21 protein-coding genes and 1 tRNA gene are annotated in these 23,517 nt (G+C 59.8%); 14 read left to right on the top strand and 8 right to left on the bottom strand.

Annotated elements, in window-relative coordinates:
- Positions 1 to 77 precede the first annotated feature (77 nt).
- The 5 genes from glgB (at position 78) to MR935_RS08415 (ending at position 8,757) form a co-directional block, all read left to right on the top strand.
- The gene (glgB, locus tag MR935_RS08435; RefSeq protein WP_290572708.1) at positions 78 to 2,201 is read left to right on the top strand and encodes a 1,4-alpha-glucan branching protein GlgB; all 2,124 of its coding nucleotides are present in this window, start codon (positions 78 to 80) and stop codon (positions 2,199 to 2,201) included.
- Between the two features lie 104 nt (positions 2,202 to 2,305).
- Positions 2,306 to 3,517: a glucose-1-phosphate adenylyltransferase gene (locus MR935_RS08430; protein WP_290572706.1), complete on the top strand. Its 1,212-nt coding sequence runs from the start codon at positions 2,306 to 2,308 to the stop codon at positions 3,515 to 3,517.
- A gap of 13 nt (positions 3,518 to 3,530) precedes the next feature.
- Positions 3,531 to 4,658, top strand: coding sequence for a glucose-1-phosphate adenylyltransferase subunit GlgD (gene glgD, locus MR935_RS08425; protein ID WP_290572704.1), 1,128 nt, complete (start codon positions 3,531 to 3,533; stop codon positions 4,656 to 4,658).
- 177 nt (positions 4,659 to 4,835) lie between these two features.
- Positions 4,836 to 6,272 carry a glycogen synthase GlgA gene (gene glgA, locus MR935_RS08420; RefSeq protein ID WP_290572702.1) on the top strand — a complete coding sequence of 479 codons (1,437 nt, stop codon included), beginning with the start codon at positions 4,836 to 4,838 and terminating at the stop codon, positions 6,270 to 6,272.
- A gap of 37 nt (positions 6,273 to 6,309) precedes the next feature.
- Complete coding sequence (locus MR935_RS08415) at positions 6,310 to 8,757, top strand: glycogen/starch/alpha-glucan phosphorylase (RefSeq protein ID WP_290572700.1); 2,448 nt, start codon at positions 6,310 to 6,312, stop codon at positions 8,755 to 8,757.
- Between the two features lie 107 nt (positions 8,758 to 8,864).
- Here the strand turns inward: MR935_RS08415 and recG are convergent, their stop codons facing one another.
- Together recG and lexA are read right to left on the bottom strand one after the other, a co-directional pair.
- Positions 8,865 to 10,910, bottom strand: coding sequence for an ATP-dependent DNA helicase RecG (recG, locus tag MR935_RS08410; protein ID WP_290572698.1), 2,046 nt, complete (start codon positions 10,908 to 10,910; stop codon positions 8,865 to 8,867).
- 62 nt (positions 10,911 to 10,972) lie between these two features.
- Entirely contained in the window at positions 10,973 to 11,563 is a 591-nt protein-coding gene (gene lexA / locus MR935_RS08405; protein ID WP_290572697.1) for a transcriptional repressor LexA, read from the bottom strand.
- Positions 11,564 to 11,780: 217 nt separating this feature from the next.
- Here lexA and MR935_RS08400 point away from each other — a divergent pair, with 217 nt between their 5' ends.
- The 3 genes from MR935_RS08400 (at position 11,781) to pth (ending at position 14,558) form a co-directional block, all read left to right on the top strand.
- The gene (locus tag MR935_RS08400) at positions 11,781 to 12,131 is read left to right on the top strand and encodes an Asp23/Gls24 family envelope stress response protein (RefSeq protein WP_290572695.1); all 351 of its coding nucleotides are present in this window, start codon (positions 11,781 to 11,783) and stop codon (positions 12,129 to 12,131) included.
- 80 nt (positions 12,132 to 12,211) lie between these two features.
- Positions 12,212 to 13,858: a DAK2 domain-containing protein gene (locus tag MR935_RS08395; RefSeq protein WP_290572694.1), complete on the top strand. Its 1,647-nt coding sequence runs from the start codon at positions 12,212 to 12,214 to the stop codon at positions 13,856 to 13,858.
- Positions 13,859 to 13,919: 61 nt separating this feature from the next.
- Complete coding sequence (pth, locus tag MR935_RS08390; RefSeq protein ID WP_290572693.1) at positions 13,920 to 14,558, top strand: aminoacyl-tRNA hydrolase; 639 nt, start codon at positions 13,920 to 13,922, stop codon at positions 14,556 to 14,558.
- 46 nt (positions 14,559 to 14,604) lie between these two features.
- Here the strand turns inward: pth and MR935_RS08385 are convergent, their stop codons facing one another.
- The 3 genes from MR935_RS08385 to MR935_RS08375 form a co-directional block, all read right to left on the bottom strand.
- Complete coding sequence (locus tag MR935_RS08385; RefSeq protein WP_290572691.1) at positions 14,605 to 14,874, bottom strand: barstar family protein; 270 nt, start codon at positions 14,872 to 14,874, stop codon at positions 14,605 to 14,607.
- Between the two features lie 80 nt (positions 14,875 to 14,954).
- On the bottom strand, positions 14,955 to 15,089 hold the full coding sequence (locus MR935_RS08380; RefSeq protein WP_290572689.1) for a hypothetical protein: 135 nt from the start codon (positions 15,087 to 15,089) through the stop codon (positions 14,955 to 14,957).
- Between the two features lie 14 nt (positions 15,090 to 15,103).
- A complete protein-coding gene (locus MR935_RS08375) occupies positions 15,104 to 15,538 on the bottom strand; it encodes a hypothetical protein (protein WP_290572687.1) in 435 nt (144 codons plus the stop codon).
- Between the two features lie 222 nt (positions 15,539 to 15,760).
- Between MR935_RS08375 and MR935_RS08370 the strand changes: the two genes are divergently transcribed.
- The 6 genes from MR935_RS08370 (at position 15,761) to MR935_RS08345 (ending at position 20,395) form a co-directional block, all read left to right on the top strand.
- Complete coding sequence (locus MR935_RS08370) at positions 15,761 to 16,132, top strand: BlaI/MecI/CopY family transcriptional regulator (protein WP_290572685.1); 372 nt, start codon at positions 15,761 to 15,763, stop codon at positions 16,130 to 16,132.
- 18 nt (positions 16,133 to 16,150) lie between these two features.
- Complete coding sequence (locus MR935_RS08365) at positions 16,151 to 18,427, top strand: M56 family metallopeptidase (protein WP_290572683.1); 2,277 nt, start codon at positions 16,151 to 16,153, stop codon at positions 18,425 to 18,427.
- A 272-nt stretch (positions 18,428 to 18,699) separates the two neighbouring features.
- Positions 18,700 to 19,827, top strand: a complete 1,128-nt coding sequence (locus tag MR935_RS08360; RefSeq protein ID WP_290572682.1) for a sodium ion-translocating decarboxylase subunit beta — start codon at positions 18,700 to 18,702, stop codon at positions 19,825 to 19,827.
- Between the two features lie 19 nt (positions 19,828 to 19,846).
- A complete protein-coding gene (locus MR935_RS08355) occupies positions 19,847 to 19,975 on the top strand; it encodes an OadG-related small transporter subunit (RefSeq protein ID WP_290572680.1) in 129 nt (42 codons plus the stop codon).
- A gap of 58 nt (positions 19,976 to 20,033) precedes the next feature.
- Positions 20,034 to 20,110 (top strand) — tRNA-Val (locus tag MR935_RS08350).
- Between the two features lie 156 nt (positions 20,111 to 20,266).
- Entirely contained in the window at positions 20,267 to 20,395 is a 129-nt protein-coding gene (locus MR935_RS08345; protein WP_290572679.1) for a spore coat protein CotJB, read from the top strand.
- 220 nt (positions 20,396 to 20,615) lie between these two features.
- Here the strand turns inward: MR935_RS08345 and MR935_RS08340 are convergent, their stop codons facing one another.
- The 3 genes from MR935_RS08340 to MR935_RS08330 all read right to left on the bottom strand — a co-directional run bounded on the left by MR935_RS08340 (position 20,616) and on the right by MR935_RS08330 (position 23,167).
- Entirely contained in the window at positions 20,616 to 21,581 is a 966-nt protein-coding gene (locus MR935_RS08340; protein WP_290572677.1) for a hypothetical protein, read from the bottom strand.
- Complete coding sequence (locus MR935_RS08335; protein ID WP_290572675.1) at positions 21,581 to 22,018, bottom strand: Panacea domain-containing protein; 438 nt, start codon at positions 22,016 to 22,018, stop codon at positions 21,581 to 21,583. Before MR935_RS08335 ends, MR935_RS08340 begins: the two co-directional genes overlap by 1 nt.
- Before the next feature lie 249 nt (positions 22,019 to 22,267).
- Entirely contained in the window at positions 22,268 to 23,167 is a 900-nt protein-coding gene (locus MR935_RS08330) for an N-acetylmuramoyl-L-alanine amidase (RefSeq protein WP_290572673.1), read from the bottom strand.
- Between the last annotated feature and the right edge of the window lie 350 nt (positions 23,168 to 23,517).

Below are 23,517 nucleotides of genomic sequence, written 5' to 3'. Positions count from 1 at the left end.
CGGGATGCATAAAAGGCGGACAAAGTCCCCGTTCCCGGCCATTTTAAGCAGTTTTATGTAAAAGGGAGAGATGCGATATGAAAAAGACGAGCGCATCGTCGGCCTGCGAAAAACGCAGTCAGCTTTTCTATTCGGGAAGAGACTGCCGCGCGTATGACTACATGGGCGCGCACCCGTTTGAGCAAGACGGCGAAAAAGGCTACCTGTTCCGCGTATACGCGCCCGAAGCCGCGCGTGTCTCGGTGATGGGAGAGTTCAACGGCTGGAACCGCGAGGCCGCCCCCATGCAGCGGGACGAGCAGGGCATCTGGGAGTGCTTTATCCCGCATGTTGCCGAATATGCCGCATATAAGTATAGTGTATGGGCTAAGTCAGGCGATGTTTTTGACAAGACCGACCCCTACGGCTTCCATGCCGAGACCCGCCCCGGCAACGCCTCCAAGGTGTATGACATCGAGGGCTATGCGTGGAACGACGAGAGCTGGCTGAGCTGGCGGCGCGAGCAGCTGCCCTATTCCTCGCCGGTCAATATTTACGAGTGCCACCTCGGCTCGTGGAAGGTGCATGCCGACGGCAACTTCTATTCCTACCGCCAGTTGGCGGACGAGCTGGTTCCTTATGTCAAAGAGATGGGCTATACCCATATCGAGGTGCTGCCGCTGACCGAATACCCCTTCGACGGCTCGTGGGGCTATCAGGTCGTCGGCTATTTCGCCGCGACCAGCCGCTACGGCACGCCCAAGGACCTGATGTACTTCGTCGACACGGCGCATCAGGCCGGTCTGGGCGTTATCATGGACTGGGTGCCCGCCCACTTCCCCAAAGACGGCTGCGGCCTTGTCGAGTTTGACGGCTCGTACTTGTATGAGTACGCCGACCCGCTCAAGATGGAGCACAAGGAGTGGGGCACGCGCGTGTTCGACTACGGCAAGGTATCCACCCGCAACCTGCTGTTCTCCTCGGCTATGTTCTGGATCGAAAAGTTCCATATGGACGGCCTGCGCGTCGACGCGGTGGCCTCGATGCTGTATCTGGACTATAACCGCCAGCACGAATGGCGGCCCAACGTGCACGGCGGCCGCGAAAATCTGGAAGCGATCGACTTTCTGCGCCTGCTCAACGAGAATATTCTGACCGACCACCCCGATGTGATGATGATCGCCGAGGAATCGACCGCGTGGCCGATGGTCACCCGCCCGGGCTACGACGGCGGCTTGGGCTTCAACTTCAAGTGGAACATGGGCTGGATGAACGATATGCTGTGCTACTGCTCGGCCGACCCGTTCTTCCGCAAGGATATGCACGACAAGATCACCTTCTCGTTCATGTACGCCTTTTCGGAAAATTACATCCTGCCGCTCTCGCACGACGAGGTCGTGCACGGCAAATGCTCGCTGATCGGCAAGATGCCGCCCCCGTATGAAAACCAGTTCGGCGGCCTGCGCGCGCTGTACGGCTACATGGCCGCGCATCCGGGCAAGAAGATGCTGTTTATGGGCGGCGAGTTCGCGCAGTTCTCCGAATGGGCCTACCAGCGCGGGCTGGACTGGATGCTGCTTGACTTCCCGGCACACCGGCAGATGCACAACTATGTCAAGGCGCTCAACCAGTTCTATCTGGCCACCCCGCAGCTTTGGGAGCAGGATACCGATTGGCGCGGCTTCGCGTGGATCAGCCACGACGATAACCGCAACAACATCATTGCCTTCCGCCGCATCGCGCGGGACGGCTCGGACATCGTTGTGATCGTCAACTTCTCGCCCGAGCTGCAGTCGTCCTACCGCATCGGCGTGCCGTTCGCGGGTACCTATGAGGAGGTCTTCACCTCCGACGCGGCAAAATTCGGCGGAGCAGGCTTTACAAACGGCAAGGTAAAGAGCGAGAACAAGCCCATGCACGGGCAGGCGCAGTCCATCTCGGTCGAGATACCGCGCTTCGGTGTGCTGTTCTTCAAGGGCAAGCCGCGCGCCAAGCGCCGCACCAAGGCCGAGATCGAGGCCGCCAAGAAAGAAGCTGCCGCCAAAAAGGCGGCCACGACCGGCAGACGGGGCGCGTCCAAGCGCGAGACCCGCGCGGTCGCCACGACCGGCACCAAGGCCGTTGCCACAACGGCCACCAAGGCGGTGACCCGCGCTCCCTCTAAAGCAGTAGCCACCGTGCCGTCCAAGGCCGTGGCCAAGACCGGAGATGCAGACAAGTGATATACGCCGGACAAACGGCGTGCAATAACAGGGGACGGCGCCGCGCAATGCGGCAAGCGCCATGGCGCTGCGCCGCCTGAGTCTACCATAAAGGAGAGTCATCCATGTATCGAAAAAAAGAATGCGTGGCAATGCTGCTCGCGGGCGGACGCGGCAGCCGCCTGTACGCGCTGACAGCGCACGTTGCCAAGCCTGCGGTGCCCTTTGGCGGCAAATACCGCATCATTGATTTTCCGCTGTCCAACTGCGTCAACTCCGGCATCGACACGGTGGGCGTACTGACCCAGTATGAGCCGCATGTGCTCAACTCCTACATCGGCGCGGGCCAGACCTGGGACCTCGACCGGCTCAACGGCGGCGTATACGTCCTTCCCCCCTATGAGCAGGGCAAGGGCTCGGACTGGTACAAGGGCACGGCCAATGCCATCTACCAGAACATCCAGTTTCTGGACGAGTACGACCCCGACTATGTACTTATCCTGTCGGGCGACCACATCTACAAGATGGACTATAACAAGATGCTCCAGCAGCACAAGGAGACCGGCGCGAGTGCGACCATCGCCGTGCTCGAGGTGCCGCTGGCCGAGGCCTCGCGCTTTGGCATCATGAACTGCAAGCCGGACGGCACGATCTATGAGTTTGAGGAAAAGCCCGCCCAGCCCAAGTCCACGCTGGCCTCGATGGGCATTTACATCTTCTCCTGGAAGCAGCTGCGCCAATACCTGATCGACGACGAGGCGGACGAGACCTCCTCGAACGATTTCGGCAAAAACATCATCCCGGCCATGCTGCGCGCAGGCGAAAAGCTGGTATCCTACCGCTTTGAGGGCTATTGGAAGGACGTCGGCACGATCGAGAGCCTGTGGGAGGCCAACATGGACCTGCTCAGCCCCAGCTCCGGCCTGAACCTGTTTGACGACGCATGGCGAATCTACGGCCGCACCACCGGTTCGCCCCCGCATTTTACCTCGCGGGACGCGGTCGTCAACCACACGCTGCTGTCCGAGGGCTGCGAGATCGCGGGCGAGGTATCGCAGTCGGTGCTGTTTTCCGATGTCAAGATCGCCAAGGGTGCCAAGGTCGAATATTCGATCCTGATGCCGGGCGTGGTCGTGGAGGAGGGCGCGGCCGTGCGCTACTCGATCATCGCACCGGGCGCGGTCATCGCCAAGGGTGCGTCGGTCGGCGGCAGCCCGGCGGACGGCGATGTGGACAAATGGGGCGTGGCCGTTGTGGCCGAGGGCGTGCGCATCGGCCGCGGCGCCAAGTTGGCCGCGAAGGAAATGGCAGAGCACGACCTGCCTGACGAGAATTAAGGGGGCGGAACGGATGAAAAGTGTTGTAGGCGTCATCATCGCTTTTGATAACGATAACGATCTGCGCGAGATCACCGAGCACCGCACGGTCAGCGCCGTGCAGTGGGGCGGCCGCTACCGCGTGATCGACTTTATGCTGTCGAACATGGTAAACTCGGGCATCTACCGCGTCGGCGTGCTGATGAAGGACAAATACCAGTCGCTGATCGACCACATCGGCAGCGCCAAGGATTGGGACTTGTCCCGCAAAAATTCCGGCATCACGCTGCTGCCGCCGTATTCCTATTCCAAAAAGTCCTCGCCGCTGATCACCGGCGAGCTGCGCGGCAAGATCGACGCGCTGGCCGGCGCGGTCACCTTTTTGCAGAAAAACCGTGCGGACTATGTCGTCATCGCCGACGGGGACATTGTCGCCAACATCCCGCTCGACGATGTGATCGACCGGCATGAGAAATCGGGCGCCGACCTGACCATGGTCTGCGCCAAGAAGCAGCAGGAAACGCTTTATACCACCTATGTGGAGCTCAACCGCAAAAAGGAAGCGGTCGATATCCGCGTGGGTGATTCCAACGAGGGCAAGTGCAAGCATGTGGCGCTCGGTGTGTATGTGATGAGCCGCCAGTTCCTCATCCATATGCTCAGCGAGTGCGTCACCCACAACTGCATCCATTTCGAGCGCGAGTTTCTCTCCCGCGTGCTGATCGACGGCACGGTCAATGCGTATCTCTTCAACGAATACGCCTGCAAGATCGAGAACACCTTCGACTACTTCCGCTCCAACATGGATATGCTGGACAAGGACGTGCGCGACGAGCTGTTCAAGCGCACCCGGCCGATCCTGACCCGCATCAAGGACGAGGCGCCCACCTACTACGGCGACAAGGCCCGCGTGGAGGACAGCCTGATCGCTGACGGCTGCCGCATCGAGGGCCATGTGCAGAACTGCGTGCTCTTCCGGGATGTGGAGATCGCCAAGGGCGCGGAGGTGCGCGACTGCATCATCATGGAGGGCGGGCGCATCATGTCGGACGCCGCGCTGCGCCATGTCATCGCCGACCGCGATGTGATCGTGCGCGAGGGGCGCACCATGATGGGGCACGAAAACTATCCCATTACGCTGGCCAAATACGCTTCCATTTGATAAACTCCGCCTCCAAACATCAGAATTGAGCAAATATAGAGCTGTAAAGTCAAGAATGTTCGTGAAAAATCCCAATGTCGCGTCACGGAATAATTTAGTATAATATAAGAATACGGGAGTGCGGAAGCGGGATCTACTCCTGCTTCCGCACAGCCCTCTAAGGAGGATCGGCTCTTTATGAAAATCATGTATGTGACCAGCGAATGCGCGCCGTTCGTCAAAACCGGCGGTCTGGGCGACGTGGCCGGCTCGCTGCCCAAGGCGCTTGCCGCCAAAGGGCATGACGTGCGCGTATTCTGTCCGCTTTATTCAGCGATCGACCAAGGCACACGCGAAAAGTTCTATTATCTGAAAAACGCTTATGTCCGCCTCGGCTGGCGTAACCAATACTGCGGCCTGTTCCGCTATGAGTCCGACGGCGTTACCTATTATTTTATCGACAATGAGTATTACTTCGCCCGCGGCCAGATCTACGGCGAGTATGACGATGCCGAGCGCTTCGCCTACTATTCCAAGGCCGTGCTCGAGGTGCTGCCCGATCTGGAATGGCGGCCGGACGTAATCAACTGCAACGACTGGCAGACCGCCCTTGTGCCCGTGTATTACAATCTGATGTTCTCCTCCCGCCCGTTTTATGAGAACATCAAGACTGTGTTCACCATCCACAACATCCAGTATCAGGGGCGCTACGGCCGCGAGATATTGGAGTATGTGCTCGGTATTGACGACGCGCACTTCCGCTCGGGCTTCATGACGATGGACGGCGACGTCAACCTGATGAAGGCTGCTATCGTGGCCTCGACCGCGGTCACCACCGTTTCGCCTACCTATGCCCACGAGATACAGACCGAATACTACGGCTACCGGCTCGATTCGGTGCTGCGCATGAACAGCTACAAACTGCACGGCATCCTCAACGGCATCGACATGGAGGTACACAACCCCGCGACCGATACCAAGATCTTCAAGACCTATTCGCCCGCGCAGCCTGAAGGCAAGGTGGTCAACAAGCTCGAGCTGCTCAAGCTCTGCGGCCTTTCGGGCGACGAGAACACGCCCGTTATCGGCATGGTCACCCGCTTTGTCGACCAGAAGGGGCTTGACCTTGTCGAAGCCGTGCTGAACGACATTTTGCAGGACGATATCCGCCTGATCGTGCTCGGCAAGGGCGACTGGCGCTACGAGCAGATGTTCCTTGAGGCCAAGCGCCGCTATCCGGACAAAATCTCCGCGTCCATCCTGTTCGCGGGCGATCTGGCCAACCGCATCTACGCCGGCTCGGATATGTTCCTGATGCCGTCTAAATTTGAGCCGTGCGGCCTGGCGCAGATGATCGCGCTGCGCTACGGCTCGATCCCGATCGTACGCGAGACCGGCGGCCTGAAGGACACTGTGCGCGCCTTTGTCGACTACGCGGGCACGGGCAACGGCTTTACCTTTGCAAGCTACAATGCGCACGATATGCTCCATGTCATCCGCGAGGCCTGCGGCGTGTTTCGCTTTAACAAGCCGGCGTGGAAAAAGCTCATCCTGCAGGGTATGCAGGCCGACTTTAGCTGGGGCAGCTCGGCGGATAAATATATCGAGGTCTACCATTCCGCTCTCGGCTGGTGACCGGTAAGACAAAAACAGTGAGGAGACAAGAGAAGAAATGCCAAACAACCATTACACCAAGACCGCTCTGAAGGAAGCGATCGCAGGCAAGCTGCAGCGCCATTTCGGCCGCGAGGTCGAGGACGCTTCCACCGAGCAGGTCTATGAGGCCTGTGCGCTCGTCATCCGCGATGCGCTCACCGAGCATATGATCGAGACGCAGAACGAAGTGGAAAAATACGGGGAGCGGCAGGTGCACTATCTGTGCATGGAATTTCTTGTCGGCCGCAGCCTGCGCAACAACGCCTATAACCTCGGTATGCTGGACACGCTTGCCGCCGCGCTGGCGGACATGGGGTACCAGATGGCCGATATCTTCGAGGAGGAGGCTGACCCCGGCCTTGGCAACGGCGGTCTTGGCCGCCTTGCTGCCTGCTATATGGACGGCATGGCCACCATCGGCGTGCGCGGCACGGGCTACTCCATCCGCTATGAGCACGGCATCTTCAAACAGAAGATCGTGGACGGCGCGCAGGTTGAGGAGCCAGACTCGTGGCTTGCCTCGGGCGATGTGTGGCACATCCCCGCCATGGACGACACCCGCGAGGTCAAGATCGGTGGCCGGGTGGAGACGCACTTTAACGACGCGGGCAAGCTGGTCGTCGAGTATCACGATTATACGCCCGTGCTGGCCGTGCCGTATGACATGCCCATCTCGGGCTACGGCACGGACAATATCGCCAGCCTGCGCCTGTGGGAAGCCAAAAGCCCGATCGCGCTCGACTATAAGCTGTTCTCCTCGGGCGAATACCTCAAGGCGGTGGAAAAGCACGCGATGGCCGAAACCATCTCGATGATCCTCTACCCCGAGGATAACCACCGCGCGGGTCAGTCCCTGCGCCTGAAGCAGCAGTATTTCCTTGTTTCCGCCACCCTGCAGGATATCTGCGCCAAGCACAAGGCAACCCATGGCACGCTGGACAACTTCGCCCACAAGCATGTGCTGCACATCAACGATACCCACCCCACCCTTGTTATCCCTGAGCTGATGCGCATTCTGATGGATGATAACGACATGAGCTGGGAGCAGGCGTGGAACATCACCAGCCAGTCTGTGGCCTACACCAACCACACCGTCATGCCCGAAGCGCTCGAGTGCTGGCCGGTGTCGCTGATGCAGGAGCTGATGCCCCGCGTCATGCAGATCATCTACGAGATCAACGAGCGCTTCTGCAAGGAGCTGTGGACCTTCTTCCCGAACGATATGCAGAAGATCTCCAAGCTGGCCATCGTGGCCAACAACACCGTGCGCATGGCGCATCTGGCGATCGCAGGCTCGTTCTCGGTAAACGGCGTGTCCGCGCTGCACTCGGATATCCTCAAGGAGCGCGTATTCAACGATTTCTACAATATCTACCCGGCCAAATTCCGCAATGTTACCAACGGCATTGCGCACCGCCGCTGGCTGTGCGAGGCCAACCCCGCGCTGGCCTCGCTGATCGAGGCCAAGATCGGCAAGGGCTACCGCACCCACCCGTCCGAGCTGCAGGTGCTTGCAAACCTCGGCAGCGATAAGGCGTTCCTGCGCCAGCTGGGCGAGATCAAGCGCGCCAACAAGCAGCGCCTTGCCGACTATATCAAGGAGCATAACGGCATCGAAGTCAATATGGACTCGATCTTCGATGTGCAGGTCAAGCGCCTGCATGAGTACAAGCGCCAGATGCTCAACATTCTGCACATCATCTCGCTCTACCACAAGCTGAAGGACAACCCCAGCATGGATTTCGTGCCGCGCACCTTCATCTTCGGCTCCAAGGCTGCGCCGGGCTACGCGGTGGCCAAAAAGACCATCCAGCTCATCAACTCGATCGCACGCATGATCAACAACGATCCCGCGATCGGCGACAAGCTCAAGGTCGTGTTCATCGAGGACTACAAGGTCTCGCTGGCCGAGATGATCATGCCGGCGGCTGAGGTTTCCGAGCAGATCTCGATCGCGGGCAAGGAGGCCTCCGGTACCGGCAACATGAAGTTCATGATGAACGGCGCGCTGACCATCGGCACGATGGACGGCGCAAACGTCGAGATCTGCGAAGCGGTCGGCCCGGAGAATATCTTCATCTTCGGTATGGAGACACCTGAGGCCGAGGCGCTGGCCGCATCCGGCTCGTACAACCCGATGCTGATCTACCAGACCAACTGGGTCATCAAGCGCGTGATCGACCATATGATCTCCGGCTTTGGCGACGGCGTGGATTACACCGATATCGCCAATCTGCTGCTGCACGGTGTAGGCGGCGGCCCGGCCGACCGGTATATGATCTTCAAGGACTTCGATTCCTACGCGGCCGCGCAGGAGCGCGTGGGCGCGATGTACCGCCACACTGAAAACTGGAACTATATGTCGCTGATGAACATCGCAAACTCCGGCCGCTTTGCGTCCGACCGCTCGGTGGCCGAGTATGCGCAGAACATTTGGCGCGTCAAGACCAATTTCGCTTTCTAAAACCGCACCGCGCAATGCATTCCCAAACGCCTTCGCGTTGATACGAAGCGCAAACCAAAAGGACTTACCCCGGCAAACGCCGGTGGTAAGTCCTTTTTTGTCGTGGTTTAGTTAAACGCCTCGTCGCCGCGCTGCGCGAACATCCGCTGCACGCGCGCGCGCAGCTCCGGATAACCCGCCAGCCCGGGATCGGCAGCAAGGATGGCCTCGGCCTCCTCGCGTGCGGACTGCATCAGGGCGAGGTCGGCGGCGAGGTCGGCCACATGCAGCGCGGGCAAGCCGTGCTGCCGCCGGCCGAAAAAGTCCCCTGGCCCACGCTGCGCCAGATCGGCGCGCGCAATCTCAAAGCCGTCATTCGTGCGGCAGAGTGTTTTCAGGCGCGCGCGCGCGGTCTCGCCCTTGTCCGCGCCAAAGAACACGCAGTAGGATTGCCGCGCGCCGCGGCCGACCCGCCCGCGCAGCTGGTGCAGCTGCGACAGGCCGAAGCGGTCGGCATCCTCAACGACCATCAGGTTGGCGTTGGGCACGTCCACACCTACCTCGATCACGGTCGTGGCGACCAGAACATCATACTCCCACGCGGCAAAGGCACGCATGACGCGCTCCTTGTCCGCATTTTTCATGCGCCCGTGCAGCACAGCAACGCGCCGGTGCGGCAGCGCCGCCTGCAAGTCCTTGGCGTGCTGCTCGGCGCTTTTCAGGCCGGTCTCCCCCTCCTCGACCAGCGGACAGACTACATAGACCTGTCCGCCCGCTTCGAGCTGCTTGTCAATAAACGCAGTGATGCGCTTGCGCATGTTTTTGCCGACCGCGTAGGTCTCGACCGGGCGGCGGCCGGGCGGTGTTTCGTCGAGCACGGACACATCCAGATCGCCGTACATGATGAGCGCCAACGTGCGCGGGATGGGCGTAGCCGACATCACAAGCGTGTGCGGCGTATGCCCCTTGGCCGCGAGCGCGGCGCGCTGCGCCACGCCGAAGCGGTGCTGCTCATCCGCGATGACCGCGCCCAGCCGGTGAAAGGTCACGCTCTGCTGGATGAGCGCGTGGGTGCCGACCACGACCTGCGCCGCGCCCGTCTCGATCGCAGCGAGGGCGGCGCGCCTTTGCGCGGCAGTCATCGAACCGGTCAGCAGCGTGACCGACAGGTTCAGCTTGCCGAGCAGGGCGGACAGCGTCTCCGCGTGCTGGGCGGCGAGTATCTCGGTCGGCGCCATAAAAGCAGCCTGCCAGCCGCTGCGCGCGGCCAACGCGCACAGCGCCGCCGCAACGACCGTCTTGCCCGCGCCGACATCGCCCTGCACCAGCCGGTTCATCGGCCGTCCGGAGGCGCAGTCGGCGCATATCTCACCGATGGCACGCCGCTGCGCGCCCGTCGGCGCGAAGGGGAGCGCATCCCAAAACGCCCATCCGTTATCCACCGGCGCAAACGGGATGCCATCCTCCCCCCGCCGCCGCTCCTTGAGCTGCTGCAAGCCGCAGCAGAGCAAAAACAGCTCCTCAAACACCATCCGACGGCGCGCCTCGGTCACATCGTCCAGCGTGCGCGGCGCGTGGATCGCGCCGAGCGCCTCGGCGGCATCCGGCAGGCGGTAGCGCGCGCGCAGCACCATAGGCAGCGGGTCAGGCCATTCACCCGGCACAGCGGCCAGCGCGGCCTGGGCCACGCGCGCCATGTCGCGCTGGGTCAGCCCGGCGGTCAGCGGATAAACGGGCACGATGCGGCCGGGGCTGTCCTCTCCCCCGGCCATCTTTTCCGCCTGCGGGCTGACCAGCACCCGCGCGCGCCCCGTGCCCTGCACCCGGCCGTAAAACAGGTATTCCTGCCCAACGCGCAGCTGCGCCGCGGCATACGGATTGTTGAAATAGGTGACGGCCAGCGTACCGCTCTCGTCAAATACGGTGCACTTGACCAGCGTCAACCCCTTGCGGATGCGGCTGACCTTGGGCTCGACGCCGACGACCGCGCGCACAGCGTACTTGCCTTCCTCCGTGATATCCGCGATACGCACGGGATGGCTTCGATCCTCATAATCGCGCGGGTAGGTCTCGAGCATGTCCCGCAGGGTGGCGATATGCAGTTTTTCCAGCAGCTTTGCCTTTTTCGGGCCAACGCCCTTGACAAACTGCACGCTATCGTCCAATGCGGGCATAAAGCTCCCTCCATCGCGCCTGCGGCCTGCTTGTGCAACACTCGGCGGCCTGCCTTACCGGCTCAATACTCCCGATAGACCGCCTTGACCACGCCGAGGATCTGGCAGCCCGTACCGTCGATCGGCGTGTAGGCCGGGTTTTCCGGCATCAACCACACGCCGTCCCGCGTGATGCGCAGCGTTTTGCAGGTCGCCTCGTCCTCGAGCAGCGCGATGACGATATCGCCGTCGCGCGCCTCGGTATCCCGCCGAACGACGACCAAATCGCCATCCAGAATGGCCGCGCCGATCATCGAGTCGCCGCGGATGCGCAGCGCATAATAGCTGCCGCCCGACGCGGCCGGCTCAAACGGCACATAACCGACATGTTCCTCCACCGCGAGGATGGGCACGCCCGCCGTCACGCGGCCGAGGATCGGGATGCGCGGCACCATCACCGGCCCGCTGACCGGCGCGAGCGCGCGGGATTTATGGTCGTCAGCCTCCAGATAGCCGGCCTCCTGCAGCTTCTTCAGGTGGGTGTGTACGGTCGAGGTCGAGCGCAGCCCTACCTCCGCGCAGATCTCCCGTACCGAGGGGGGATAGCCGTGCTCCATCGAAAACGTGCTGATATATTCTAAAATGCGTCGCTGATTATCGGATATCTTCTTCATAGGCGGTACTCCTTACCCTCTCGAGGAACATTCGTTCGCGTTTTCTATATTATACTCTATCTTGGACAAAAAATCAAACATTTGTTTCTCGATTTTGCAAATTTTTACGAATCTGCTTGCAAAGCGCGTATTTTGCTTGTATTCAGCGCAGATTTGATATAAAATAAGAACAGCCATATCAAATACCATACCAAACCGAACGCAGGGAGGGTTTTCTATGACGATCAAGACCGATCTCGGATATATCGAAATCACAAGCGAGGTGCTGGCCGGCATCGCAGGCTACGCGGCTTCCTCGTGCTTTGGCGTAAAGGGCATGACCATCCGCTCGATGAGCGACGGGCTGGCGCACCTGCTCGGCCGGGACAATCAGGCGCGCGGCGTCAAGGTGATGGAGGCCGCGGACGGCGGCGTCAACATCGACCTGCATATCGCGGTCGAGCACGGCGTCAACATCGCCACTGTATGCCGCTCGATCATCGGAGAGGTGCGCTACCATGTCGAGCGCCTGACCGGTGTGGACGTGAAAAATGTGGATATCTACGTAGAGAGCATCCGGGCGGACTGAGCCGCGCCGCAGAGAGGGCGCGCCGCCGCGGGCAGAGACCCGCGCGTCCGCAATCAGAGAATTTTCAGGGAGAGTTGTAAATGGCAGATCAAAAGATAACCGGTGCGCTGTTTCAGTCCATGGTGATAGAGGGCGCGCTTGCGATTGCCGAAAAAAAAGAACAGGTCAATGAGCTAAACGTGTTCCCCGTGCCCGATGGGGACACCGGCACCAATATGTCGCTGACCATGGCCGCCGCGATGAACGAGCTGCACAAGCTCAGCGAGCCAACACTGGCCAAGGCCGCGGACACGACGGCCTCCGCCCTGCTGCGCGGCGCGCGCGGCAACTCGGGCGTCATTCTTTCGCTGCTGTTCCGCGGCATGGCCAAAAAGCTGCGCGAGGCGGACGAGGCCGCCGGCTGCGAGCTGGCGCTGGCGCTGCGCGAGGGCGTGGACACGGCCTACAAGGCCGTTATGAAGCCCGCCGAGGGCACCATCCTGACCGTCTCGCGTGTGGCTGCGCAGCGCGCGGTCGAGGCCTGTCAGGCCGATCCCTCGCTTTCGGCCGAGCAGGTGCTGGTCACCATCCTCGAGCGTGGGCAGGAGGCGCTGGCCGAGACCGTACACCAGAATCCTGTGCTCGAAAAGGCCGGTGTGGTGGACGCGGGCGGCTGCGGCTTTCTGGCCATCCTCGAGGGTATGCTCGACGCACTGCGCGGCATCCATAAGGAGCGCACCGCCGCCGCACCCACCAAGGAGAGCGCGGATTTCGCGGCGATCGCTGACGAGGACATCACCTTCACCTACTGCACTGAATTCATCGCCGCGCGCAAGGACAAGGCGCGCAACGTCGGCCGCCTGCGCGCCATCCTCAGCGAGATCGGCGATTCGCTCGTCGTCGTTGAAGACGAGGATATCGTCAAGGTACACGTTCACACCGACGCGCCCAACCGGGCGCTGGAGGAGGGGCTGAAGTTCGGCCCGCTGCTGACCGTTAAGATCGAAAACATGCGCGAGCAGCACACTGCCAAGGTGATCGAGGGCACGGCCGATGCGCCCCGCGAGCGCGTCATCGTACCGGCGGAGAAAAAGTACGGCTTTGTCGCCGTGGCCGCGGGCGACGGCCTCAAGGACGTGTTCACCGACCTCGGCGTGGACGTGGTCGTGCAGGGCGGGCAGACGATGAACCCCTCGACCGACGATATCCTTCACGCGGTGGACGCCGTGCCGGCCGAGATCGTGTTCGTGCTGCCCAACAACAAGAACATCATCATGGCTGCCGAGCAGGCCGTCGGCCTGTCCGATGAGAAGAAGGTCGTCGTCATACCGACCAAGACCATCCCGCAGGGCATCTCAGCCATGCTGGCCGTCGACCCGGACAGCAAGCGCGAGCAGGACATTGCCGACGCCATGCAGACCGCGGTGCGCGGTGTGCGCAGCGGTCAGGTGACCTATGCCGCGCGCGACAGCGAGTTCGACGGTAAGAAGATCCGCCAAGGCGAGTACCTCTCGCTGTACGAGGGCAGGCTGTGCGCGAGCGGCCGCGAAAACGCGGTCATCAAAAAGCTTGTGCGCGAAATGGTGCGCGAGACCAGCACCTTTGCCACCGTCATCTACGGCGAAGGCGTCTCCGAGGCGCAGGCCGCCGAGGTCGAGGCCCTGCTGCTCAAGGAGAACAAGGGGTTGGATATCTCGGTCATCAACGGCGGTCAGCCGGTTTACTATTATATTCTTTCTGTGGAATAACACAGCGCCGCCCCGCGCCGGACAGGTGTGGGGCGGTGGCGTGTCGTGTTGGAGTGAAACCATGTCCGTATTCGATATTTTCAAGCAGTTAGACGCGCAAAAGGCCACAAAAGCCGCGCAGCCAGTCGAATGGCTGGTCGTCGGTCTGGGCAACCCGGGCGCCAAATATGATAATACACGCCACAACGCGGGCTTTCGCGTGCTTGAGCTGTATTGCGCGCGCAGCGGCCAGCGGATCGACCGGATGAAGTTCAAGGCGCTTGTAGGCGAGGGCACGCTGGGCGGCAAGCGCGTGCTGTTTGTCAAGCCGCAGACGTTCATGAACCTGTCCGGTGAGTCCGTGCGCGACGCGGCGGCGTTTTACAAGATCGACCCTGCACACATCATCGTGCTGTCGGACGATATCTCGCTTGCCGTAGGCACGCTGCGCGTGCGGCCGAAAGGCTCGGCGGGCGGGCAGAACGGCCTGAAGAACATCATCTACCACCTCGGCAGCGAGGATTTCCCGCGCGTCAAGATCGGCGTGGGCGACAAGCCGCATCCCGGCTACGATCTGGCCGACTGGGTGCTGTCGCGCTTTACGCCGGACGAGCAGCAGGCTATCGACAAAGCCTGCGCCGATGCGCTCGACGCGGCTGCCTGCATCATTGCGGAGGGCTGCGCACCGGCCGCGCAGAAATTCAACGGCAAGCGCATCTAAAGCTGTAAAAAGCGCCCGAACCAAACGGTTCGGGCGCTTCTATGCCTTACAGCGCGATCTCGAGGATAAAGTCGGGGTTTTCCGCGGCCGAGCCTGCCAGCACACGAAGCAGCAGCTCGCCGTAATTGCCCATGTTGTCCACCAGCGCTTCCGCGTGGCACAGCGTCAGGCGCGTGTCGCAGAGTGTGAGCAGCAGATCGTAGAGTGCATCCAGCGTGCGGCCGTAGTCGTCCGGAAAGCCAAACGTCCGGCTGAACGCATCGTGTACCTTGGCGCGCGTGTCCAAGCTCCCCGCGTCAAGCAACAGTTCCCGCATATCGTCCCTCCCCCATCAGAAGCGTGTATGCCGCAGTATGGTCTTTTGCGCAAAGGCGCAGGCCGCCGTCCGCCGTCTTCCTACGCTTGTCCCCCGGCACGGGACACGATGACCGTCGTCGGCCCATCCGCGCCGCCGATGACGCCCACGTCCGCCGTACAGCCGGTCAGCGCGCCAGCGGTCAGCAGCAGCACCAGCGCGATCGCCTTTTTCATGGCCTTCCCTCCGTTTACGCCGCGTTTGGATAGAACAGGACGTACAGCTTGTGATAAAACTCCTGCCCTCGGCCGCCCTCAATGTCCTTGAGCTTGCCGTTGACGAATACATAGCCGTCCGCGTTGACGCCGATCGAAGCGCCGTTTTCAAAGGTGACGGTCAGCCGGTTGCCGGCCAGCTGGTTGTCCCCCGGCTTAAAGAAATGGGGATATTCGATGTATGTATAGCCGGACAGCAGCGCAGCAAACGCGGTCACCTGCTGCTCATCGGTCACGGTTTGCAGCACGGTGTCGTTTTCACTCAGCACCAGCACATCATGGATGCCGTAGCCGGCGATCTCCTCGTAGCGCAGGTCGTGCAGCTTGATATACAGCATTCGCCCTGTGACAAACAGCAGCACCGCAAGCAGTGTGCCGCTCAGCGCCAAACCAAGCGTCGCTCTTCGCATGGGGATTTTCTCCTTATCCTATCGTAAAGTAGTACGCAAGTCATAGAAATTTCACTTTATGTCTATTTTAGAATACCGCAAAACCGCGGGGCTGTCAATCGGTCAAACGGTTACCAATTTGTAAATAAAAAATCGTTGACAGGAATATTCTATAAACGTAGAATATTAGTGTAGAAAATGTACGAAAAATATGCTCTACAATTATAGAGAAGGGAGAAAAATATGAAAGAGATCAAACGCCTGCCCGATGCGGAGCTTGCCGTGATGCAGATTGTCTGGTCGCTCGAGCCGCCCGTGACCGCGGCCGAGGTGCAGCAGCTTGCGGATAAGGACTGGAAGGCGACCAGCGTGCTGACCTTCCTCTCACGCCTGTGCGACAAGGGCTTTCTCAAGTGCGAGAAGGCCGGGCGGCACAACTGCTACGCGCCGCTCATCGGGCGGGAGGCCTACCTCCAGCGCGAGAGCAAGAGCTTTGTCGAGCGGCTGTGCGGCGGCTCTGTCGGCAATTTGGTGGCCAGCCTGTCCAGCGCAGGCGCGCTGACGGCAAAGGATATCGACGAGCTGCGCGCCTTTCTGGACGCGCAAGGCCGGTAGGAGTTGGAGGGTTGGGATATGAATTGGGAAAAGCTGCTGTTTGACCTGGTGCAGATCAGCCTGACTGTGTCGCTGGCCGCGCTTGTGCCGCTTTTGCTTCGGCAAACGCTCAAAAAGCACTATCCCGCGCGGACGATGTGCCTGATCTGGGCTGTGCTGGCGCTGCGCCTGCTGGCGCCGGTGCAGTTTACGCTGGCCGAGCCGCCCGTGCAGGTGACCCCGCGCACCAACTATCTGCTGCACCGGGTGATCCTGCCCGCCTCGGGCGCGAGCCACTCGGCGGTGCAGGTGCTCGACCCGGCCAACGATTCTTGGCTGACCGACACGCAGGCCGCCGTGGCCGAGCGGTACGACCGCAACCCGGTGACAACCTTTAACGTCACCGCGCTGCTGACCGCGCTGTGGCTGGCGGGCGGCGCGCTGTTTCTGGGCGCGCAGGCTGTCTGCTATACGCGCTATGCGCGCCGCTTGCGCCGTGACGCACGCGCGCCGGAGCGCGAGGCGCTGCGCGCCGTGTTCGAGCGGACGGCACGGGCGCTGGACATCGCGCGGCCGATCCCGCTGCGCATCTCCCCCGCGGCGGACTGCCCGATGCTGGCAGGCTTTGTGCGCCCGGTGCTCTATCTGCCCGATGAAAGCATGTCCCCGCGCGACGCGGCGTTTGTCATCCGCCATGAGCTGACCCACTACAAGCACCACGACCTTTGGCTCAAGCTGGCGCTCGTGCTCGCGCGGGCGGTGCAGTGGTTCAACCCACTCGTACACCTGATGGCCTATTTTGCGCAGGAGGATATCGAGCTGGCATGCGACGATGCGGTCGCGCGCGGCATGAGCCGTGCCCAGCGCCGCGCCTACGGCGAAACCATCCTGCGCGCGGCGGCGGTGCAGGCCAAGCGGCGCGCACTGGTATCCTGCTTTACGGGCGGCAAAAAGACGCTGATGCACCGGCTGGAGGGCTTGTTTGACAAGCGCGCCAAAAAGCGCGGCATGGCGCTTGTGCTGGCGATGGCCGTGCTGGTGGTGTCGCTCGGCTGCGCGTTCTCCGTGGGTGAGGACGCGGAAAAGCTGACCGAGACGCGCCGCACCGAGCTGGCCGAGGCGTGGGCGCGCGAGAGCGGGCACGTCTATTCGGTCAAAACAGCGGGCGGGCAGACCTATGTGATCTTTGCCAAACGCCAGGCCGACGGAACGCGCGTGCGCACGGTCGAGCGGCTGCTGTTTGGAGAAAAAGCCGGCAAGGCGGCGGTCATGCAGACCGAGATCATCGCGGACACCTCGGACGGTGTGCACAGCTTTGAGGAGTTTCGGCTGCTGTATGAGAACGACCTCGGCCTGCCCGACCTGCTGGATATGCAGGGCGCGGCGTGGGAGCTTGCCGGGCTTGACCTGCGCACGCCCGCCCGCGCGGCGGTGAGCACGCTGGGGCTGGCGGGCGGCGCGGTGGCCGCGGTCGGCCCGTGCGTCGTCTACCGGGGCGACTCCCGCTCGGCGGAGGGCGTCGCCGAGGTGCTCTACCGCTTTGCCGACGGGAGCGAAGCGCATATCATCCTTGTCAACCAATTTGGGCAGGGCTGGCTGCCGCAGGACTGGACGGACGCGCACGACCGCAACGCCCGCAACACTGCCGACCTCACCCAGCAGTTCGCCCACGCGGTGTCCTACAAAAGCGGTCAGTACCTGTACCCCATCCTATCGGCCGCAAACCGGCAGAAATTCATCGAGCGCCAGCAGGACGCGGATGCGTGGAACTGGAAGCTCGGCGGCTCCTCGCCCTCGTACCGCAACTTTATTTTGCTGCCGGGCAAGAAGCCGGAGCAATACATCGTCGTGTTCCAGCGCTATGGCGGCGGCATGACCGACTACCGCTCGGCCTATGTTGTGACGACCGGACAGGAGGGCGGCCGCTCGGTCATCACCGATGTGCAGGCCTGCGTCGCTCCAAATTATACGCAGAGTGATTTATTCCGATTATATTACGCAATGGGCCTGCCGTGGCCGCAACTGGACGAGGGCGCGCAGACCTTCAACGGCGCCGCGCTCAGCGCGCTGTCTACCCCGGCGGGTGCGATTACGCCGATCTTCAGCCACACCCCGGACACCAGTCCCTTCCGCATCGACGCGGTGACCGAGAGCCAAAACGGCACGACAGCCATTGTGCGCCTGCGCTTTGGCGACGGCAGCGAAGACGTGCGCGTGCATATGCGGCAGGAGGGCGGCATCTGGCTGCCGGTCGGGCTGGCCGACGTCTATGACGGCTTTGCGCCCGCGGCATACCACACGCGCAGCACACCCTGAGCGCTGCGCACCTTAACGGAATTTTAGCGCATTTTGCGCTTGACAAGCGGTTTGTCCCCATGTTACCATGCAGGTAAACAAAGGGGAGTAGTCGGCGCGGCACGGCCGCGCGGCAGAGTCAACAAGCATGGGCGGCCGCCGCTCTGGCTTTGCATCAAACGACCAGACCTTCGTTTCCCAAGCGGGAGGCGAAGGTCTGTTTTTTTATCCGCGGCCTGTCCTGCTCCCCGGCGTTCCAGTCTCCATCCGTGTGTGCAAACAAGGGGGTTCCTATGGCATTTTTGTATGAGGGTGTGCTCTCGCTGACATGGCAGCAGGCGGTGATGCTCGGCGTGGGCGGCCTGCTGATCTGGCTGGCCATCCAAAAGCAGTATGAGCCGGCGCTGCTGCTGCCGATGGGCTTTGGCGCGATACTGGTCAATCTGCCGCTGTCGGGTGTGCTCAATCAGGTGACGCAGGGCGGCGGGCAGGCGCACGGCATCATCCAGTGGCTGTTCGAGACGGGCATCGAGGCCAGCGAAGCGCTGCCGCTGCTGCTGTTCATCGGCATCGGCGCGATGATAGACTTTGGCCCGCTGCTGGCCGATCCCAAGCTGTTCCTGTTTGGCGCGGCCGCGCAGGTCGGTATTTTTCTGACCATCATTGCGGCGGCGGCGCTCGGCTTTGACATCCGCGACGCGGCCTCCATCGGCATCATCGGTGCGGCCGACGGGCCGACCAGCATCCTTGTCTCCCAAGTGCTCGGCTCGCGCTACACCGGTGCGATCGCAGTGGCGGCATACAGTTATATGGCGCTTGTGCCCATCATCCAGCCGTTTGCCGTCAAGCTGGTGACGAGTGAAAAGGAGCGCGCGATGCACATGCGCTATGCGCCCGGCGCGGTCAGCCGCCGCACGCGCATCCTGTTTCCGATCATCGTATCCATCATTGCGGGATTGGTCGCGCCCGCGTCGGTCTCGCTCGTCGGCTTTCTGATGTTCGGCAACCTGATCCGCGAGTGCGGCGTGCTGCACAGCCTGTCCGAAACCGCGCAGCACGAGCTGGCCAACCTCATCACCCTGCTGCTCGGCCTGACGATCTCATTTTCCATGCGCGCTGAGCAATTCGTCACCCCGGAAACGCTGCTCATCCTGTGCCTCGGACTGCTGGCGTTCGTGCTCGATTCGGTCGGCGGAGTGCTGTTCGCCAAGCTGCTCAACCTGTTCTGCAAAAACAAGGTCAATCCGATGGTCGGGGCGGCGGGCATATCGGCCTTCCCCATGTCCGCGCGTGTGATCGAGCGGCTCGGCATGGAAGCCGACTGTACCAACCACCTGCTGATGCATGCGGCAGGCGCAAATGTGGCGGGGCAGATCGCGTCGGTCGTCGCAGGCGGCGTCATCCTCGGGTTCTTTATGTGAAGAAGGGAGCGATATTACGATGCAGCAAACGGTCATACTGGCGATCCATCTGCTCGCGCAGGGCATGGCGGGCATCTTCACGGTGCTCGGGCTGATCGCGCTTGCGGTCGCGCTGCTCGGCCGTCTGGATAAAAATCGGCAGGGCTGAGTAGAAAAGGGCTTGCAAACTTCGTTTTTTTCTGGTATAGTAGTGGAGTAGCCAAAACGGAGTTGTAGCTCAGCTGGTCAGAGCGTTCGCCTCACACGCGAGAGGTCAAGGGTTCGAGCCCCTTCAACTCCACCATCTAAAAAGCCGCCTTTATGGCGGCTTTTTTGCGTGTTTGACGGGTTTTTATGGGTATTCCCTTTTGAGGAACATTAAAAGTGATGGATTTCACTTTCGCACTAAAACGGATATAACAGATGAAAATGGCGTATGCATACGGAATATGTTGCAAACTTGTTGCAACATATCGCCGCCGAATATGAGGATCGCTTCGGCCCACTGACCACGCGCGAGGTAGACACCCGAAGCGGCCGCTGGACATGGATCGACGACCCGTGGCCGCGGGAAGGAGCTGATTGCTGATGTGGTCCTATGACAAGAGACTGCAATACCCCGTAAAAATCAAAAACCCCAATCCGCAAGCCGAGTGCTATCACGAGTTATGCGCAATTTATTGTACCTTATCGCAAGCCGCAAAGATCGTGATTTCGCAGCTTGGTGGCGCTAATTGTTAAAACAGATAATACAAAGCCCGAGGCATTACGCCTCGGGCTTTCCTGTGTTCAAATTGAACACCATTATTTCATTGTGTTGCTTGCGCATGCTCCGGATTGGCGTCATACCCATCTCCAACATCGTTTCCCAAGGAATCCCCAGCCCCCGACAAACTGGATACTTCATGATTATGAGCCCATTCTTTCACTGTGGGAGCAGCGTACCGTATGATAACGGTCGAAATCAGCAGTGCTAATATACAAACGTTAAAATAAAAGACATATGGCAGCCTTTTTCGTACCCGGTTCAATGCGCAACATTGCGGACGCCCATTATCACAAGTACAATCAGGCGATTCACATCGCGCATAGATTGGCTTTTCAATAATTTTCGACACAATGTATAGCAATAGAAAAATCGTATTGAAAATGATCAATCCACAGACGCAACAGGCAATTACGAACTTATAAATTCGTGTTTCGCTGATGCTGCTCATTGCACCGCTCAAGAAGGTCGTCCCACCCATAAAAGCCAAGATAACCGCCGAAAAAATACTCAAAATTGCCAGTATGTCAGTTTGGGCTTTATTCACTTGTTTGCGGGCTTCCTCCGCATCTGTCCTAGCGAGCTCCAAATTATGTTGAGCCTGTTCAATTTGGACATACAACTGACACAACCTGTTTTCTTGATTGCGCTGCTCATTTATGCGGGTTAGCTCCAAATTTATATGGTCACAAAGCTTAAAAATAGGACGATAGATCTTGCTATGCTCACCCTGGCCATCATTGATATATCTATTTTCAATATACTTGCTTATCGTATTCAGATTCACAGTGAGGAACTCCGAAACGCCTTGTTCTGCATCTGATGAAGCAATAATCTCTTGTAACAGTGGGTGAAACACAGAGTAGCGATGGCGGAAACCGCCCTCATATATAGCAGCAAATCGACTTGTAATTGCTTCACATTTTTCCTCATCTATCGCTTCGTTTGACAGTTCTCGCAAGAGGTTCTTTAATTGGGTTTCTCGCTCTCTCGTTTGTTCAGATAGCATTACCGGCACTCCATCTGTTCAATTAAGCTAAACGGAATTTCTTTTTTTACTCCCCTCTGTTCAACATAGACCTGATACCACGGTTTTCCCTTTGCATGCGTCATATCAACCAACCGGCTGACCGAATAATTCCGATACTTGGCGAGCGATGCATCCAAAACTGCTGCATCCTCCTCGGCAATCCCTATTTCATCACCATTATACCGGACATCAATATCCATGCCCCCGTAAGCACAGTAATCATAATACACTTCAGGAACGACCGGCCCAAACTGCCATGCAAAAATCTTATCATTAAACAATCTTGCATGCGCACTTTTGCGATACTCGACCCAAACAAAGTAGAGCAGTTTTTGCAGTTTTAGGTTACTAACCGGATTCTCCTCAACCGAACACTTATTGATGATATATCGAGCAACTTGTTTAGCGGTATACATACGCCCACCTCCTTTCCCCTTTATTTTATCACGACTATGATAGAATTCAATAACTTTTCGTAAATTTCTCCACAGGTTTTGCACAGCTCCACCCCCATTTATCCACATCAAAAATTGAAGTTATAGACAGAAAAGATTTGTTTTATTATCTATATCGCTATTTATGCATAGATTTGACCACGAATGAGCAAATCATAAATAATTAGCCCCGGCCTCCCGGCCGGGGCTTTCTTGTGTCCAACTTGAACACTATTTCACGACCGCCGCTGCCAGCTTTTTCAGCAGCGCGTCGCCGTACTGATACCGCAGCAGATACGCTATCGTCTGCTCCTCCAGCCCGCATACGGTCTGCAGCTTGTCTACCGCGGCCTGCACCTCATCGCTCGCGGCGGGCACATCCGTGCGCGTCTGCGGCGCAAATACGCCGGGCATGCCCGTCTTTGCATCATAGCTGATGCCGTACCCGGCCTGTGTAAAATCGCGCAGACGGACGTAGTTCTCATCGTTCTTTACGATGCAGGCGCATTCATACGCCTTGCCGTCGATGCGCACGTTTTTCTTCTGTACCACTTCGTTCTCCTCCTTTTCCACAACTGCCTTGCCAAAGCCCTCTGCCACACCGTCCGCAATCGCGCGGGCGATATCGTTGAATCTCGCCTTGTACAAGGTCATATCGTCCTTGTCGTCCACAAAACATGTCTCGATCAGCGCGTGAGACACGCCGCGCCCGGTGCAATGCCGCTGCACCGCGAAGCCGCCCGAGCGCTTGACGCCGCGATTGCGGAAGCCCAGCGCGGCCATGCGCCGCAGGATGGCCTGCTCCACGCCGTCGCTTTTCTCGCTGGTGTGAATCCAGATCTCCGTGCCGGTCGTGCGCCCGTCACCGGTGTAGTCCTTCGCCGCCGCGTTCAGGTGAAATTCCAGCGCATAGTCCACGCCGTCCAGCGGCAGGCTGCCGCCCTGCCTTACCACCTTGTACGCATCCTTGTGCTGGTCGTAGATATCGACCGCGAAGCCGTATGCCCGCAGCAGCGGCGCGACCGCGAACATCAGGCGGCGGGTTTCCACCGCCTCGGTGTAGCCGTTGGCCACCGCGCCGGGGTCATATGGCGTGCCGCCGTGCCCGGCAATCAGTAAGATTTTCATCATTTTTCCTTTCCCGGGGCAAATAAAAACGCCCCGCCTTGACTTTGGCGGCGCGTGTGGTATAATACATACAAAGGGACGCTGCCGACGAGCGGTGGCCTAAAGTAGTTGCTATGAAATAACCGCTACATTTTGGCTGATGGGGCGGTTATTTCGCATTTATAGTCAAAATATGTAGCAAAATGATTGCCCATATCAGAACTCGAACGAGTTTTTGACCCATATGCACCACCTCCTTTACAGGAGAGTGGCCAACCGCCCGCCGCTGGGAACGACAGCGCCCGACTTATTATACCATCGTGCGCCGCAGAGTGTCAACACGCCGCCTATTCAGGCGGCTTTTATCATTTCTG

Source organism: Agathobaculum sp., assembly GCF_022775115.1.
Lineage (GTDB): Bacteria > Bacillota > Clostridia > Oscillospirales > Butyricicoccaceae > Agathobaculum.
This window is presented reverse-complemented; position numbering and strand designations above follow the sequence as displayed.

Bases quoted from the DNA above. Each gene is read 5' to 3' on its own strand.
- MR935_RS08375 (WP_290572687.1), bottom strand. From the start codon at position 15,538: ATGCGAAGAGCGACGCTTGGTTTGGCGCTGAGCGGCACACTGCTTGCG.
- glgB (WP_290572708.1), top strand. From the start codon at position 78: ATGAAAAAGACGAGCGCATCGTCGGCCTGCGAAAAACGCAGTCAGCTT.
- MR935_RS08400 (WP_290572695.1), top strand. From the start codon at position 11,781: ATGACGATCAAGACCGATCTCGGATATATCGAAATCACAAGCGAGGTG.
- glgD (WP_290572704.1), top strand. From the start codon at position 3,531: ATGAAAAGTGTTGTAGGCGTCATCATCGCTTTTGATAACGATAACGAT.
- MR935_RS08330 (WP_290572673.1), bottom strand. From the start codon at position 23,167: ATGATGAAAATCTTACTGATTGCCGGGCACGGCGGCACGCCATATGAC.
- recG (WP_290572698.1), bottom strand. From the start codon at position 10,910: ATGCCCGCATTGGACGATAGCGTGCAGTTTGTCAAGGGCGTTGGCCCG.
- MR935_RS08355 (WP_290572680.1), top strand. From the start codon at position 19,847: ATGCAGCAAACGGTCATACTGGCGATCCATCTGCTCGCGCAGGGCATG.
- MR935_RS08430 (WP_290572706.1), top strand. From the start codon at position 2,306: ATGTATCGAAAAAAAGAATGCGTGGCAATGCTGCTCGCGGGCGGACGC.
- MR935_RS08415 (WP_290572700.1), top strand. From the start codon at position 6,310: ATGCCAAACAACCATTACACCAAGACCGCTCTGAAGGAAGCGATCGCA.
- pth (WP_290572693.1), top strand. From the start codon at position 13,920: ATGTCCGTATTCGATATTTTCAAGCAGTTAGACGCGCAAAAGGCCACA.
- MR935_RS08385 (WP_290572691.1), bottom strand. From the start codon at position 14,874: ATGCGGGAACTGTTGCTTGACGCGGGGAGCTTGGACACGCGCGCCAAG.
- MR935_RS08370 (WP_290572685.1), top strand. From the start codon at position 15,761: ATGAAAGAGATCAAACGCCTGCCCGATGCGGAGCTTGCCGTGATGCAG.
- lexA (WP_290572697.1), bottom strand. From the start codon at position 11,563: ATGAAGAAGATATCCGATAATCAGCGACGCATTTTAGAATATATCAGC.
- MR935_RS08395 (WP_290572694.1), top strand. From the start codon at position 12,212: ATGGCAGATCAAAAGATAACCGGTGCGCTGTTTCAGTCCATGGTGATA.
- MR935_RS08335 (WP_290572675.1), bottom strand. From the start codon at position 22,018: ATGTATACCGCTAAACAAGTTGCTCGATATATCATCAATAAGTGTTCG.
- glgA (WP_290572702.1), top strand. From the start codon at position 4,836: ATGAAAATCATGTATGTGACCAGCGAATGCGCGCCGTTCGTCAAAACC.
- MR935_RS08340 (WP_290572677.1), bottom strand. From the start codon at position 21,581: ATGCTATCTGAACAAACGAGAGAGCGAGAAACCCAATTAAAGAACCTC.
- MR935_RS08360 (WP_290572682.1), top strand. From the start codon at position 18,700: ATGGCATTTTTGTATGAGGGTGTGCTCTCGCTGACATGGCAGCAGGCG.
- MR935_RS08365 (WP_290572683.1), top strand. From the start codon at position 16,151: ATGAATTGGGAAAAGCTGCTGTTTGACCTGGTGCAGATCAGCCTGACT.
- MR935_RS08380 (WP_290572689.1), bottom strand. From the start codon at position 15,089: ATGAAAAAGGCGATCGCGCTGGTGCTGCTGCTGACCGCTGGCGCGCTG.